Annotated in this window: 14 protein-coding genes; 7 read left to right on the forward strand and 7 right to left on the reverse strand. The window is 45.5% G+C overall.

The genetic code is table 11. The features are described 5' to 3' along the window. Positions 1-84: 84 nt before the first annotated feature. Positions 85-588 carry an S-ribosylhomocysteine lyase gene (luxS, locus tag OA34_RS05850; RefSeq protein ID WP_039673393.1) on the reverse strand — a complete coding sequence of 168 codons (504 nt, stop codon included), beginning with the start codon at positions 586-588 and terminating at the stop codon, positions 85-87. A gap of 83 nt (positions 589-671) precedes the next feature. On the opposite strand from luxS, the gene OA34_RS05855 reads away from it, so the two are divergent. From OA34_RS05855 to OA34_RS05865, 3 genes are read left to right on the forward strand one after another with little or no spacing between them, the layout of a single operon-like run. Beyond that, positions 672-2,495 (forward strand): Na/Pi cotransporter family protein, encoded by a 1,824-nt coding sequence (locus OA34_RS05855; protein WP_039673395.1) that lies wholly within the window; start codon positions 672-674, stop codon positions 2,493-2,495. Continuing rightward, positions 2,492-2,731 (forward strand): hypothetical protein, encoded by a 240-nt coding sequence (locus OA34_RS05860; protein ID WP_039673397.1) that lies wholly within the window; start codon positions 2,492-2,494, stop codon positions 2,729-2,731. Before OA34_RS05855 ends, OA34_RS05860 begins: the two co-directional genes overlap by 4 nt. After that, positions 2,724-3,485: a hypothetical protein gene (locus tag OA34_RS05865; RefSeq protein ID WP_039673996.1), complete on the forward strand. Its 762-nt coding sequence runs from the start codon at positions 2,724-2,726 to the stop codon at positions 3,483-3,485. The genes OA34_RS05860 and OA34_RS05865 overlap by 8 nt, the downstream gene beginning before the upstream one ends. A gap of 9 nt (positions 3,486-3,494) precedes the next feature. On the opposite strand, the gene OA34_RS05870 is transcribed toward OA34_RS05865, so the two are convergent. Then, a complete protein-coding gene (locus OA34_RS05870; RefSeq protein WP_039673399.1) occupies positions 3,495-4,238 on the reverse strand; it encodes a ferredoxin-thioredoxin reductase catalytic domain-containing protein in 744 nt (247 codons plus the stop codon). A 178-nt stretch (positions 4,239-4,416) separates the two neighbouring features. Between OA34_RS05870 and OA34_RS05875 the strand changes: the two genes are divergently transcribed. Beyond that, complete coding sequence (locus tag OA34_RS05875; RefSeq protein ID WP_039673401.1) at positions 4,417-4,611, forward strand: hypothetical protein; 195 nt, start codon at positions 4,417-4,419, stop codon at positions 4,609-4,611. Between the two features lie 57 nt (positions 4,612-4,668). On the opposite strand, the gene nifJ is transcribed toward OA34_RS05875, so the two are convergent. Both nifJ and OA34_RS05885 read right to left on the reverse strand, forming a co-directional pair. Continuing rightward, positions 4,669-8,235 carry a pyruvate:ferredoxin (flavodoxin) oxidoreductase gene (gene nifJ / locus OA34_RS05880; RefSeq protein WP_039673403.1) on the reverse strand — a complete coding sequence of 1,189 codons (3,567 nt, stop codon included), beginning with the start codon at positions 8,233-8,235 and terminating at the stop codon, positions 4,669-4,671. 218 nt (positions 8,236-8,453) lie between these two features. Next, positions 8,454-9,098 (reverse strand): HAD family hydrolase, encoded by a 645-nt coding sequence (locus OA34_RS05885; protein WP_039673405.1) that lies wholly within the window; start codon positions 9,096-9,098, stop codon positions 8,454-8,456. 62 nt (positions 9,099-9,160) lie between these two features. Here OA34_RS05885 and OA34_RS05890 point away from each other — a divergent pair, with 62 nt between their 5' ends. Beyond that, complete coding sequence (locus OA34_RS05890) at positions 9,161-9,955, forward strand: DUF4197 domain-containing protein (protein ID WP_039673407.1); 795 nt, start codon at positions 9,161-9,163, stop codon at positions 9,953-9,955. 7 nt (positions 9,956-9,962) lie between these two features. Here the strand turns inward: OA34_RS05890 and OA34_RS05895 are convergent, their stop codons facing one another. From OA34_RS05895 to OA34_RS05905, 3 genes are all read right to left on the reverse strand, one after another. Then, positions 9,963-10,763, reverse strand: a complete 801-nt coding sequence (locus tag OA34_RS05895; RefSeq protein WP_039673998.1) for a mechanosensitive ion channel family protein — start codon at positions 10,761-10,763, stop codon at positions 9,963-9,965. A 24-nt stretch (positions 10,764-10,787) separates the two neighbouring features. Beyond that, a complete protein-coding gene (locus tag OA34_RS05900) occupies positions 10,788-11,798 on the reverse strand; it encodes an OmpA family protein (protein ID WP_039673410.1) in 1,011 nt (336 codons plus the stop codon). An 87-nt stretch (positions 11,799-11,885) separates the two neighbouring features. After that, entirely contained in the window at positions 11,886-13,379 is a 1,494-nt protein-coding gene (locus tag OA34_RS05905) for a peptide-binding protein (RefSeq protein WP_039674000.1), read from the reverse strand. A gap of 332 nt (positions 13,380-13,711) precedes the next feature. Here OA34_RS05905 and OA34_RS05910 point away from each other — a divergent pair, with 332 nt between their 5' ends. Both OA34_RS05910 and OA34_RS05915 read left to right on the forward strand, forming a co-directional pair. Continuing rightward, entirely contained in the window at positions 13,712-14,287 is a 576-nt protein-coding gene (locus OA34_RS05910) for a DNA-3-methyladenine glycosylase I (RefSeq protein WP_039673412.1), read from the forward strand. Then, positions 14,277-14,636, forward strand: a complete 360-nt coding sequence (locus OA34_RS05915; RefSeq protein ID WP_039673414.1) for an MmcQ/YjbR family DNA-binding protein — start codon at positions 14,277-14,279, stop codon at positions 14,634-14,636. Before OA34_RS05910 ends, OA34_RS05915 begins: the two co-directional genes overlap by 11 nt.

Consider the following 14,636-nt stretch of genomic DNA (forward strand, 5'->3'; position numbering starts at 1 on the left):
TTACTCATAAAATGTGTGTACTCTAAGTTTTTCTTTAAAAAAAGAGACTAATCATATAAAAAAGGTTCTTATGGATGTGTTAAATTACTGTATTTTCGACCTGTCGAGCTTCAACGCTTCGTTGTCCATCACGCCGATGGACGTACTTAAAATCGTTGTGGCGATGTCGTGCGCTTCTTGCAAGGAGTGCATTTTGTAGGTTCCGCATTGGTAAACGTTGAGTTCGGGAATATCGCTTTCACTTTTGACATGTAAGATGTCTTGCATCGACGCCGCCCATGCATCGACCACGCGTTGAGGTTCAGGCGTGCCGATGAGGCTCATGTAAAAACCGGTACGACACCCCATCGGCGAAATGTCGATGATCTCGACGCCCTCTCCGTTGAGATGGTTGCGCATAAAGCCCGCAAACAGATGCTCGAGCGTGTGAATCCCGCGCTCAGGAAGAATCGCTTGGTTGGGTTTACAAAAACGAAGATCAAACACGGTGATGGCATCGCCGTGGGGCGTTTTCATCGTTTTAGCGACTCTGACCGCAGGGGCCGGCATTTTGACGTGATCTACACAAAAGCTATCGAGTAATGGCATTTGAAGTCCTTTTTTTGGGCAATTATACCGAAAAAAGTGTACAATAATTTAAGCTTCAACCCTTGACATGTAAAGGAAATTTCGTGAAACGCTGGCTACTTTTCGGTGCAATTATTCTGCTTTCCTATACATTTTTCCAAAGCAAAAACCTGCTTCTCATTGCCGCGGGCGTGGCGATTTTTCTTTTCGGAATGAAAAATCTAGAAGAAGGTTTTCGTTTTTTTATCGGCGGGATGCTCGATAAATTCCTTAAAACGATGAGCGATACGCTTTATAAAAATATTCTTTTCGGAACGATCATTACGACCTTAATGCAATCAAGCGGTTTGGTCGCCGTGATTGCCATCTCGTTTATCAGTGCCGGACTCATAGGACTCGCACAAGGTATCGGCATTATTTTAGGAGCCAACATCGGCACGACGACGGGTATCTGGTTGATCGCGGGATTGGGGCTAAAGATCAACATCGCGACCTACGCGCTTCCGATGCTGGTGTTTGGAATGCTTTTCATCTTTCAAGAAAGCAAACGACTCAAAGGCATCGGGTACGCTCTTGCCGGACTCGGTTTTTCGTTTTTGGGCATCGCGTACATGAAAGACGGATTTGACGCGTTTAAGGAGACGATCGACCTGACGCAATACGCCGCCGACGGCTATACGGGCATCGTGCTTTTTGCACTGATCGGAGCGGGAATGACCGTCGTTATGCAGTCTTCGCACGCTTCGCTGGTGCTCATCTTAACCGCACTCTCGGCGTCGCAAATTACCTACGAAAATGCCGTTGCCCTGACGATCGGAGCCAATATCGGCACGACGGTAACCGCCGTTTTGGGAGCACTGGGTGCCGGAGACGACGGCAAAAAATTGGCAACCGCCCACTTTTTGATCAATACGCTTACCGGACTTCTTCTGGTCGGTTTTGTTCCGCAATCTATCCGTTTGATCGATCTGAGTGCGCCGTTATTCGGTATTTCAACATACGACGAGACGCTCAAACTCGCTCTTTACCACACTTACTTTAACTTTACGTGCGTGCTTTTGTTCGCTCCGCTCGTACAAGGCTTGGTTCGCCTACTCGATCATTTCTTCAAACAAAAAGCAACCGATGAAAACGCACGGGACGATGTCTTGTTTATTAACGACGTCGCGCTCGATTTTCCCGATACGGCGTACGAAACCCTTTTTAAAGAGACCAAACACCTCTACAACAACGTTTGCGACATCATCGCGCAAGGTATCAGCGTCACCAAAGAAGATATTAGCTCAGGTATGGCAATCGACGATATTCTCACGCATCGCAAAGACCCCCTTTACGTCAATATGGACGCCTACTACGAGCGTCGCATCAAAGAGATTTACGGCAAAATTATTACCTTTGCGATTATGGCGCAAGGCAAATTTTCCGACATCAGCGAGCGTCAATTTATCCCGATAAAAAACGCTACCATCGGCATGGTCGAAGCGTTTAAAGCCTCCAAACATATGCAAAAAAATATGCTTCGCTACCTTGAATCGGACAACGAATACATCCAAAGCGAATACAACCACATTCGCAAAAACCTCATCAAATACCTCAGAACGGTTCAAATGATCTTTAATACCGCCGAAGACGACGTCACCGTTTTACTCTTAAGCAAACTCAAACTCGATGCACAAAACTACGACATTGCCGCCAATAAATCGCTCGATAACCTGATTCGTACCAACAAAATTACCTACACGATGGCAACGTCTTTAATGAACGATACCAACTACGCCTACACCGTCGCGTCCGAGCTTTTCAAAGTCGCCCACGCTCTTTTCGTACATGCGAACACGGAATCGAGCGAAAGCAAAGAAGCATTGATCTTAAACGAAAACGAAGTAAACGACCTTACCCACGCCTCAAGCCAAAGGAGTTCCTCATGAACGGCTTCAAATTTGTACAAACGGTCAAAGAGTTATTCGGCTTTATGCCTCAAAATGCGGAATCTACTCAAAAAAAATCCATTAAAGAACTGCTGAGAAAACTCAAATTTCGCCGCATTTTACTTAAGCAAGAGCTGAAAAACGAAACCGACCTTCTCAAACGCGAATCGATTCGCGACAGCATCAAAATTCTCAAAAAGCAGATCAAAAAAGGAAAAGACCTTGTCGATGATTAGAGGGATTGTGATTGCGTTGATCGTTTTTGCAGGATGTTCAAGCCCCAACCAAGAAAGCGTCTCGGAAGTTTTGCAAACCAAGGGGGCAACCGCTTTGCATTACGACTTTAAAAAAAGCGTCGAAAACCTCATCGCGTACAAAGAAAAGCTCGATCTTCGCAATCCTTCCAACTACAGCAAATCCTCGCAAGAAACGATTTTAAAGGAGATGCGAAACCGCACAAACGCGATTCGGCTGAGTTATAACGGCGTGACGCTGCACACCTACGACGATTATTTACGCATTGCTTTCGATAAAAGTGCGACGATTCCCGAACGCAACGACTTTTTGATTTTAGGGATGTATAAACTGCTTTGGGAGAGTTACCGTATCGGCGACGGACATCAAATCACGACGCTCTCCTACGACGAAGAGCGATTCAAAAAACTTTACTACTACCTTGAAGTCATTAAATGGAAGATCAAAACGGGCAAGGACGAAAAAGGACGCTACCTTTTTCTCACGTGGCAAAACAACTGGCAAATCGAACTGCAAAACCGCCTCAATGCCGGACAAATACCCTCATGGCAAATGCTCGAATCGCTTCCGAGCATTCAAAGCCGTAAAGAGAGTCTTTTCGATGCTTCCAACGCCAATTTTGAGGTACTTCTAAGTCAAATCGTTTTCCACGTCAAAAACAGTGCCCGCCTCGTCGGGAAAGAGCCCGTCGATATCGGTATCGACGCGATGAGCAGCCTTGTTTTTTTCTTATAAAAATCGTTTTTATTCGCCGCTTTCGATTTCTCCGTTGTACGACATAATTCCGTTGCCGAGATTGACGACGGTTTGATAGCCTAAGTATTTGAGTACGCGTTGGCAATACGCACTGCGGCTTCCGCTGTAACAATACACGATCGTCGGAGTTTTTTCGTGACCTTTGAGCTGTGTTAAAGCGTCGTAAAAACTCGTCGTAGGAACAAGATAGTCCGTCCCTTTAATACGGTATTGTGCCCACTCCATCCACTCGCGCGTATCGACCAAATTAAAACGCACGATGCCTCGGCTTCGCGCTTCCAATAAAGCCTCAAGTTCATCCGCGTCAATCTCTTTTTGATGTATTAACGCTTCGCACTCTTCTTTGCTTAAACCTTGTGAATGCGTATGCGAAACCTCTTTGAGCCGCTCTTCTTCGGCAAGGGCGCACGCATGTTCGGGCGTACAAAAAAGCGTACAGTGGCATGCGCCGTTTTGAGGAATCTCCTCATTGAGTGCGGGCGTGCACGGGCAAAGACGATTGCCGGCTTTTGCTCTCTCCTCTTTCGTATTTCCGATAACCATAAAACAGGGACAATAGCGCTTACCGTAAATCAGTTTATTACGCGTTAAGCCTTGTTGTATCGACTCTTTTACGTCATGAAGCGGCGTATACGTTAAAGAAAATTGTTGACATACCTTATCGCTAAAAGCTTGCGTTCGTTCAAATTCCGCCATAAATTCGGCTGAGTTCATATCTATTTTCGTTATCACGCGCATTCCTTAATCTTATACGTTGAAGGATCGTATTATAAAGAGTTTGAATTGTAAAGAGATTAAATCTTAGCGTTAGATCGCAAGCACGTTTAATGAGCTAAGCCAAAACTTGATCTTGCTCAATCTTTTCGGGCATTTTTTTCATTATAATACGCCAAATTTCAAAGGAGTTTTTATGGAAATCAATAACGTACAAGTCTGTAACGTCTGTTTGCGCACGAGCGAAGAGAGCCCGAATGCCGTATTTATTAAAGCAATGAAAGGCGGGGAAGAGATTCACGTTTGCACGGGATGCATCCCGCATATCATTCACGGAAGCGGCGACGTTGCCAAATCAAATGCCCAAGTCGCGGCGGAGTTAAATCATTAAACACTACACAATGAAGGAGGAGGAAAATCTCCTCCTCTTCTACTTCGTTTCACTTAATTAAGCTTCTTTTTCGTTAGAATAATCCGCCGTTGCTAAACGTTTGAGCTGTCTCCATCTGCGTTGCGCATCTTTTTTATTGTGTGCAAATAACGCTTCCGCTTCAACGGGATTTGACTTTTTAAGAGCCGCATAGCGTACTTCGTTCATTAAGAAGTGATCGTACATATCCCAATCCGGCTCTTTTCCGGTAATCTTGATCGGATTTTGACCTTCTTCTTCAAGACGCGGATCGTAGGTATAAATCGGCCAATAACCGCATTTGGTTGCAAGCTCGCCTTGATTGCCCGCTTGGCTTAGACCGCCTTTGATACCGTGTGCAATACACGGAGAGTAGGCAATAATCAACGATACGCCCGGATACGCTTCAGCCGCTTCAAACGCTTTAATCGCTTGTGCCGCGGAGGCGTTCGAGTTAATTTGTGCGACAAAAACGTTACCGTACGTCATCGCGATATAACCCAAATCTTTTTTCTGAACCGGTTTTCCCGCAGCGGTAAATTGCGCGATAGAACCCGTACGTGAAGCTTTAGAGCTTTGTCCGCCGGTATTGGAGTAAACCTCGGTATCTAAGACTAAAATATTGACGTCTTCGCCGCTAGCAATCACGTGGTCAAGTCCGCCGTAACCGATGTCGTACGCCCAACCGTCGCCGCCGAAAATCCATTGTGATTTTTTGGCGATATACTGCTTAAGGCTTAAAATGACTTCCGCACCCGCCGCCGTCGGATTAGCTTCCAACAAAGGAACGAGAAGGTCACGAATTTGTGCGCTTTTTTCACGGTCGTTTCTAAATTCTAACCAATCTTTGTAGAGTGCCGCAATCGCGTTGGGTGCTTTGTCCAAAGAAGATTCCATAATCATTTGAATACGATGGCGAATCGTTTCCGCCGCGACATGCATACCCAAACCGAACTCGGCGTTATCTTCAAACAAAGAGTTACCCCATGCCGGACCGTGACCTTTGTCGTTTTTACGATACGGAGTCGATGGAGCAGAACCGCCGTAAATAGACGAACATCCCGTCGCGTTAGCGATCATCATACTCTCACCGAACAATCGCGTTGCAAGCGTAATATACGGTGTTTCGCCGCAACCTGGGCATGCCGCGTGAAATTCAAAGAGCGGTTGCGCAAATTGAGAACCTTTCACGCTACTTTTGCTTAAAATATCGTCTTTATAGCTTACTTTTTTGAAGAGGTAATCGGCATTGTCTTGCTCACCCGCATCAAGGCTCTCTTGAAGCGGAACCATCACAAGCGATTTTTCTTTGGTAGGACATGCTTCGGCACACAATTCACATCCCGTACAATCAAGTGAGGAAACTTGAATTTTAAATTTAAAGTTTTGATCTTTGAACTCTTTACCTTTGGCATCTAAAGCATGTACTTTGACGCCTTCAGGTGCCAAGGAAAGCTCTTGCTCGTTAATCAAAAACGGTCGGATAACCGCGTGCGGACAGACAAACGCACATTGATTACATTGAATACAGTTTTCTTCGATCCATTTCGGTACCGTAACGCCGATACCGCGTTTTTCATACTCGGTCGTACCGTGTTCAAACGTACCGTCTTCATAACCTTTAAAGACCGAAACGGGAAGCGTATCTCCGCGTGCGGCATTGACCGGTTTTGCGATTGCTTCAACAAACGGAGTGCCTTTATATTTAACCTCTTCTTGAACCTTAACCTCATCGACGAGATTCGCCCATGACGGATCGACGTCGACTTTAATCAAGCCGTTGGCGCCCACATCAATCGCTTTGTAGTTAAGCTCGACGATTTGTTCGCCTTTTTTACTGTAGGTTTTGTAGGCTTGTTTTTTCATAAACGTTTGAGCCTGCTCAAAATCGATGATGTTGGCAAGTTTAAAGAAAGCCGATTGCATAATCGTATTGCTTCGATTACCGAGTCCGATGTCGCGTGCTAGTTTGGTTGCATTGATGATATAAAAGTTGGCTTTGCGTTTGGCAAGAATACGTTTGACTTTATTCGGGATTCGAGCGATCGTCTCTTGTGCATCCCAAATAGAGTTAAGAAGGAATGTTCCTCCCTCGCGAATACCGTCGACCACGTCGTAAAGTTCCAAGTACGCGGCGACCGAACAGGCGACGAAATGTGGATTGGAAACAAGATACGTCGAGCGAATCGGTTTTTTACCGAAGCGAAGGTGAGAACGCGTAAAACCGCCTGATTTTTTGGAGTCGTAAGCGAAATAGGCTTGGGCATACATGTCGGTTTCGTCACCGATGATTTTAATCGAACTTTTATTCGCGCCGACCGTACCGTCCGCACCGAGTCCGTAGAAAAGGCACTCTTTAGTTTCAGGGTCGCCGAGGCTGATTTTTTCTTTCACGTCTAAAGACTTAAACGTTACGTCATCGACGATACCGACCGTAAAGTCGTTTTTAGGCGCATCGGCTTTGAGGTTTTCAAAAACGGCCAACATCTGTGCCGGATCGACGTCTTTTGAAGAAAGACCGTAACGTCCGCCGACGATAATCGGAGCATTGGCATGTCCGTAAAAAGCCGCACGCATATCAAGATACAACGGCTCACCGATAGAACCTGCCTCTTTAGTACGATCCAATACGGCAATTTTTTTAACGGAATCGGGCATAACCGCCATCAAGTATTTGATGCTAAACGGTCGGTAAAGGTGCGGGGTAATAAGTCCTACTTTTTCGCCTTTGCCGATTAAATAATCGATCGTCTCTTTCAAACATTCGGTCACGGAACCCATTGCAACGACGATGCGATCGGCATCTTTCGCGCCGTAGTAGGTAAAAGGTTTGTACTCGCGTCCCGTCTCTTTGGAAATTTCGTCCATATAGTTCGCTACGATATCGGGCAATGCGTCGTAAAATTTATTTTGTGCTTCTCTGCCTTGGAAGTAAATATCGTCGTTTTGTGCCGTACCGCGCGTTTTAGGAGACTCAGGATTTAAGGCGTTATCGCGGAAGCGTTGAACCGCTTCTTTGTCGAGTAAACGATCAAAAACGGCGTAATCCATCACTTCGATTTTTTGAATTTCGTGAGAAGTTCTAAAACCGTCGAAGAAGTGTAAAAACGGAACACGCCCTTTAATGGCGCATAAGTGAGCAACGCCGGCCAAATCCATGACTTGTTGAACCGAACCGCTTGAGAGCATCGCATAACCGGTTTGGCGTGCGGCGTAAATATCTTGGTGATCGCCGAAGATCGAAAGCGCATGCGTCGCAAGCGTACGAGCACTCACGTGAATAACGCTCGGTAACAATTCGCCTGCCATTTTGTACATGTTAGGAATTTTAAGCAACAAACCTTGAGAGGCTGTATAAGTCGTCGTAAGCGCGCCGGCTTGAAGCGAACCGTGAACGGTACCCGCAGCACCGCCTTCACTTTGCATTTCAACCACTTTAACGGGCATTCCGAAAAGATTTTTTTTGCCCTGTGCTGCCCATACGTCGGTAAAATCCGCCATCGGTGAAGAAGGCGTTATCGGATAGATACCGGCAACTTCGGTAAACGCATACGATGCATACGCAGCAGCTTCGTTACCGTCCATTGTTTTCATGACTTTAGCCATTAAATTCCCCTTACTTTTAGTTTCGTTTATTTAAGAAAACTTCCCAAGAATCAGGCTTTGGAAGCATCAACCATACGCTGTAATCGATGATTATCTCATTCTACTTGGCGTTCTCTTAATAACTCATAAATGAAACTTCGGCTTCGATGATTTAATAAAAGTTTAACCAAGCTCTACTCAAAATCATAGTCTAAAAATATGATAAAGATATAACAATCTTAGCTTACTTGCGCAATAAGCTTAACGGCATCCAAAGCATCGCGAACGATACAATCGGTATGAGGACGGAGGTCGTAACGGCTTGCGTATCCGCACAAAACGCCGACGCTTTGAACACCCGCTTCTTTCGCACATAAAATATCCATCGGCGTATCGCCGACCATCCACGTACGCGAAGGATCGCTACCGAGCGCGGCTAAGGCTTTTTGGATCGGTTCGGGGTGCGGTTTGGGGTGAGTCACGTTTTCGCGTCCGATCAAAACCTTAAAGTGATGCATCACGCCCATATGCTCCAAAAGGTCTTGCGAATACCGTGCCGTTTTGGTCGTTACGATCCCGAGCGTTGCGATTTGACTCGCATAGGTAATCGCTTCGTACGCCAAGGGTAACAACGTCGTTTTTTGACGCGAAATCAGGCGATAATGCTCTTTATACGCCCCCACGTACGCATCGGCTTGCGATACGTCGACGCCGAGCATCGTAAACATCAAATCCAAAGGGTGCCCGATGAGTTTTTTAATGCTCTCGTCTTCGGGAACACTCGTTCCAAACGTCTCAAACGCAACGCCGAAACTTTCCAAAATAGCTTCGGTCGAATCGATAAGCGTTCCGTCCAGATCAAATAAAATCGTTTTTGTTTTCACCTTAATCATCCTTTTACATGTAAAGCACTATTATAATCGCAAGAGCATTAAAAAGGAGATACATGTTAACCAAAAGCGTGATACTCATTGCCCCGCTACTGCTGTGCGCCGCTTCGTTTCAAGACACCTTGAATTCGGCACTGAGTACAAGCTCTTCGGCGCAAAAAAGCACCTCTTCCGCATCATCGAGCAGTTCGATTGCCGGCGTCAAAGAAGCGTTGAGTCTGGGAGCCGATCAAGCCGTATCGCTCTTGGGAAAAGAGGACGGATTTTTAAAGAACTCTGCCGTTAAGATTCCGCTTCCCGCATCGTTGAAACCGATTGCGACGGCGGCTGAAAAAGTGGGAGGAAAACGCTATGTCGATGATTTCGTAACGACGATGAACACCGCCGCTAGCAAGGCGATTCCTAAAACGGCTTCTATCTTAAGCGATACGATTTCATCCATGAGCGTCGACGACGCCAATGCGATCATCAAAGGCTCCAACACCGCGGCAACGGACTATTTTAAAGCCAAATCGCAAGACAAGCTCTTAAACGCGCTGATGCCGATCATTAAAGAGAGCGTAGCGCAAAACAAAGTTATGAGCTCTTATCAAAGCCTAAAAGAGTTCTCGGGTACGACGAATGCCTCGTCGAAATTGGGAGACAATGCGCTAATAGGACAAGCCTCGTCGATTGCAAAAGGGTTCGGTATCACGGACGTCGTTCCGGAAAATGACGAAAATATCGAAGCGTATATCGGTCGTAAAACCTTGGACGGACTTTTTTACATGATTGCCGAAAAAGAGAAAGCTTTGCGTAGCAATCCTTTAGCAAGCGGAAGCTCGATTATTCAGCAAGTCTTCGGTAAATAATCGGTCTTTAATACGTTTGAGGGTTTAAAGGAGGATGGGGAATACTGATCTTTTTCTCGTCAAACGTCAGTTTGACTTTTTCGATCAAGGAAAAACTAACCGAAGCAGCGTCTTCGTTTTGAACCCAAAAACGAACCGTCAATTTCACGCACGTTTGTGCCAGCTCGCTTACGGCAACAAGAGGAACAGGCTCTTTTAAGACTTTATCTTCCGCCTCAATCAAGGATTGAAGCGTCTCTTTGGCAAGACGAAGATCGTCTTCATAGCCGATGTTAAATACCAAGTCGATACGCGAAGTCGGTTTTGCCGAAAAGTTCGTAATATTTTTACCGATGACCGCAGAATTGGGAATAATAATCTGTTTGTTGTCCGCCGTTTTTAAAACGACGCTAAAGAGGTTCAGCTCTTCGACCGTACCGTTTTCGCCCGCAATTTGAACCGAATGCCCGATTTTAAACGGACGGAAAAAGACGAGTAAAATGCCGGCTCCGACATTGGAAAGCGTGCCTTGAAGCGCAAGACCGATTGCAAGACCCGCCGTTCCGAGAACCGCTAAGAAGGAAGTGGTGTTTATCCCTAAATTGCTAAGCGCGGCTAGGATAATCACCACTAAAAGGCCGAAGTAGACGACGTTAGAAAAGAAACTGGTAACGGTTTCGTCGATTTTGGACTTGCGCATTCCTTTGACGACGATAGCCGTCAACAAAGAAGCGATCTTCTTCCCGACCCAAAAAATGAGTAAAGAAGCCAGCACCTTGACACCGTAAAGCGTCACAAAATTAACGACAACCGTCCAACTCAAATCCATATGCACGTACACGACCCTCTTAACTTATTTTTTGAAAATTGCGTCGACTCTTCTGTTTTCCGCACGACCCGCATCGGTATCGTTGGTTGCGACAGGTTTGCTTTCGCCGAAGGCTTCCGTCGTAACTTTAGCACCGCTGACGCCAAGACTTTCAAGTGCTTTTGCAACTGCTTTTGCACGTTGATCGGAGAGTTTCATATTGTAAGCGTCGCTACCTTTTGAGTCGGTGTGACCTTCAAGAACAACGTTGTAACCCGGATTTTGTTTCATAAAGTCTGCAACTTTTTGGATTTCAGGCATAAACTCTGATTTTACCGTTGATTTGTCGAAATCAAATTTAACATGTAAACGGATAATTTTCGTACATCCGTCGGCATCGACTACGGTACCTTTTGGGGTATTCGGACATTTGTCTTTGTCATCGTAAACACCGTCACCGTCGCTATCTTTTGGAGCTGCCGGTGCTACGACGGGAGCCGGTTTTACTTCGGGTTTAGCCGCTACGACGGGAGCCGTTTTAGCGTCGAAAGGAACGACGAAGCCGAGGGTATAGAACAAGTTGTTGTCGCCGCCGTGAAATTTAATACCGTGACGAACTTCGGCTTTCAATGCAAAATTGTCGGTGACCCAGTATTTAACGCCGCCGCCGTATTGTGCGAACATACTGTCTCTGTTTTCAAATTGCTCGTTTTTAACGTCTTCGTAACCGATACCCACTAAAGCGTACAATGCCATTTCGGGAGACATTTTGTACTCTTTAACCAAGTTACCGTAGTAGCGGTTAAAATCGGTGCTGTCGTGACCGATTTTGTAATCAACGTTATCGGATCGATCGTAACCCAATTCGAATTGGTCGAAGATGGTATTGTCAAGATTAATTCCAAATCGTAAACCGTACGTCAATTGCTCTTTAAGATCGAGATTTCCCTCAGGTTGAACGCCGCCGATCGTCGGTGTCACTTCGTAGTTGTATGCAGTCGGTGCCGCAAATGCCAAAGATGCCAATGCCGCCAATGAAAACACTGTTTTCTTCATGACTCTATCCTTTTTAAACTAATATTTCTAACATTTCATATGTGAGTTTTAAATTATAGCATAACTCTTAGCCGAGGAACATTAAATTTACGGCTTAATCCAATCGTTTTCGTTATGCATCACCCCGATAATCGACGTCGATACGGGCGTGATCTTCTTATTGACCGCCGTGATCTCGCTTGGAATCACTAAAAAGAGGTATGGATTGTCGGCTACGATCTTGGCAAAAATTTCGCGATATAAAGCATCGAATTTCTCTTGATCGACGATTTTTTCGGCTTCTTTAATCAAACGATCGACCTCGGCATTGTCGTAACCGACGAAATTAAATCCGCCTTTACGGCTTGATTCGCTGTGCCAAATCGTATACGCGTCCGATTTGAGTCCCAACGACCATGCCATCAATACCGCTTCAAATTTGCGAGGGAAAATCACCGTGTTTAAAAAAGCTTGCCATTCAAGGGCGCGCAGTTTCATCACGACGCCTGCTTTTTGCAACTGGTATTGCAATACCTGCGCCGCCGCCGTACGATTGGAACCGGTGGTGAGTTCAAATTCAAACGGATGATTTTCGTCGTAACCCGCCTCTTTTAAAAGGGCTTTGGCTTTGGCAATATCGTGTTTTGGGGCTTGAACTTCCGTATTAAACGCTCCCGTTCCGGGTAAAAAAGGTCCCGTGCACACTTTACCGTGACCGAAATACAAAATATCGACCAGCTCTTGACGATCGATTGCCAAAGAGAGGGCTTCTCTGACTCTAGGGTCTTTAAATTTTTCCGATCGAAGATTGAACCCCATATACGTATAGACATGCGAAATCTCTTCATAGATCGTATAATAATCCCTAAAATCCGCATCGACTTGCCGCTCCAACTGTAAAGGCGTGAGCGTTCCGACATCAAGTTGACGGGACTTGAGCATCAAAAACTCCGAAGAGGGATCGGGAAGATAGTGAAAGACCATCGTATCGATCTTCGGGCTACTTTTAAAATACGTCGGATTGGCTTTTAAAACGGTGTCTTTGGAAATTTGAAACTGATGTAAGACATACGAACCCGTACCGATCGGAGCTTGGTTAAACTTACTCGTCATCAAATCGGTTTCGCCCTTAAGCAGATGTTCGGGCAAAATCTCCATCATCCATACTTCCAAGGCTTTAAAATAGGGGTATTTGTATTTAACTTCCACGCTAAATTCGTCGAGCATCTTGACATGTGAGATGTGCATAAAGCCTGAAGCATAGGGAGTAAAAATCTTAGGAGACGTAATCGTCTCGTACGTAAAAAGCACGTCTCGTGCGTTAAAAGGCACACCGTCGCTCCATTTCACGTCGCGGCGAAGGTGAAAGACGAGTGTCGTATCGTCTTTAAACGTATAGCTTTCCGCTAGTTCGGGAACGATGTTGGCGTCTTTGTCGTATTTGACCAAGCCGTTAAAAATCCATTGCGTAATCAAAGAACTCGCCGAATCGGTGGAAAGAATCGGATTGAGTCGGCTCGGATTGGCGGATAAAGACAGGTGTAACGTGCCGGCGTAGAGATGACATGTCACGAAAAAAAGGAACATTAAAAGTGTTTTCATGGAAAAATTATACCACACGGAATCGTTTTACCGAAGAGAAGAAAAGATTTGAAAGTATTGCTTGAACATAAAAAAAGCTTCCAGACCGGGCAATCTGGAAGCTGATTTTTAAAAAGGTTGAGTGATTCACAAAAAGGAGGTAATTGTCTTGGTAACGAAAGTATAGAGAAGTTGTTTAAACACTCTCTTAATCTTTCGTAAACAAAAAGTTAATAGGAGATATTTTCTCTTTTTTTAAAGCGTATCGACAAACCTATTTACGATCGATTGTCCGAGCGTTAACTCTAGTGCGCTACAATTTTACATGGATTTTTTGCTGAGGGAGTACCGATATGAGTTCACGTTTTTCACGTTGCGGTTGGGTAAAATTAAGTGATCCCGTGTATGTAGCATACCACGACGAAGAGTGGGGAAAAGCCCTGCACGACGAGCGCGCTTTGTTTGAACTCTTTTGCCTTGAGACGCAATCGGCGGGCTTAAGTTGGCTCACGGTGCTGAAAAAACGCGACGGTTATCGTAAAGCGTTTGCCAATTTTGATCTTGAAAGCGTTGCGAGCTTTGGAGAAGAAGAGATCGCTTCGATCCTGCAAACGGGAGAGGTCATCAAAAGTCGCCCTAAGATCGAAGCAATCATCGCCAATGCACGTCTGTTTCAGCGCATCATCCTTGAACACGGCTCCATCGACGCTTACTTTTGGAACTATGTGGGCGGCAAAACGATCGTTAACGACGTAGCGGATTATAAACATGCCGCGTGTACTTCCGCCATTTCGGATACCATCACCAAAGATCTGAAAAAACGGGGGTTTAAATTTGTCGGATCGACCACGATCTACGCGTTTATGCAAGCGTGCGGTATGGTGAACGATCACGAAAACAACTGTCGGTACAAACACCATGACCTTTGAAATTTTAAACGACTACTGCCTCAACCACATCGGCGCGATTAAAGAGTACCCTTTTGACGCCACAACCGCCGTTTATAAAGTCGGCAATAAGATCTTTGCCCTCATCGACGAAGAGAGCCTTCCGCCGCGTATCAACCTCAAATGCGATCCCTACTATGCTCGAGAATTGCGCGAAATGTACGTTAGCGTCATTGCGGGGTATCATATGAATAAAAAGCATTGGAACACCGTGATTTGCGAAGGCGAAGTCGACGACGCGCTTATTCTTGAATGGATCGACGAATCGTATGAGCTGGTCTTTGGCTCACTCTCTCAAAAAATGCAAACGTTTATTCGCAATTCACACTAG

It is taken from the genome of Sulfurospirillum sp. MES, assembly GCF_000789415.1.
Lineage (GTDB): Bacteria > Campylobacterota > Campylobacteria > Campylobacterales > Sulfurospirillaceae > Sulfurospirillum > Sulfurospirillum cavolei.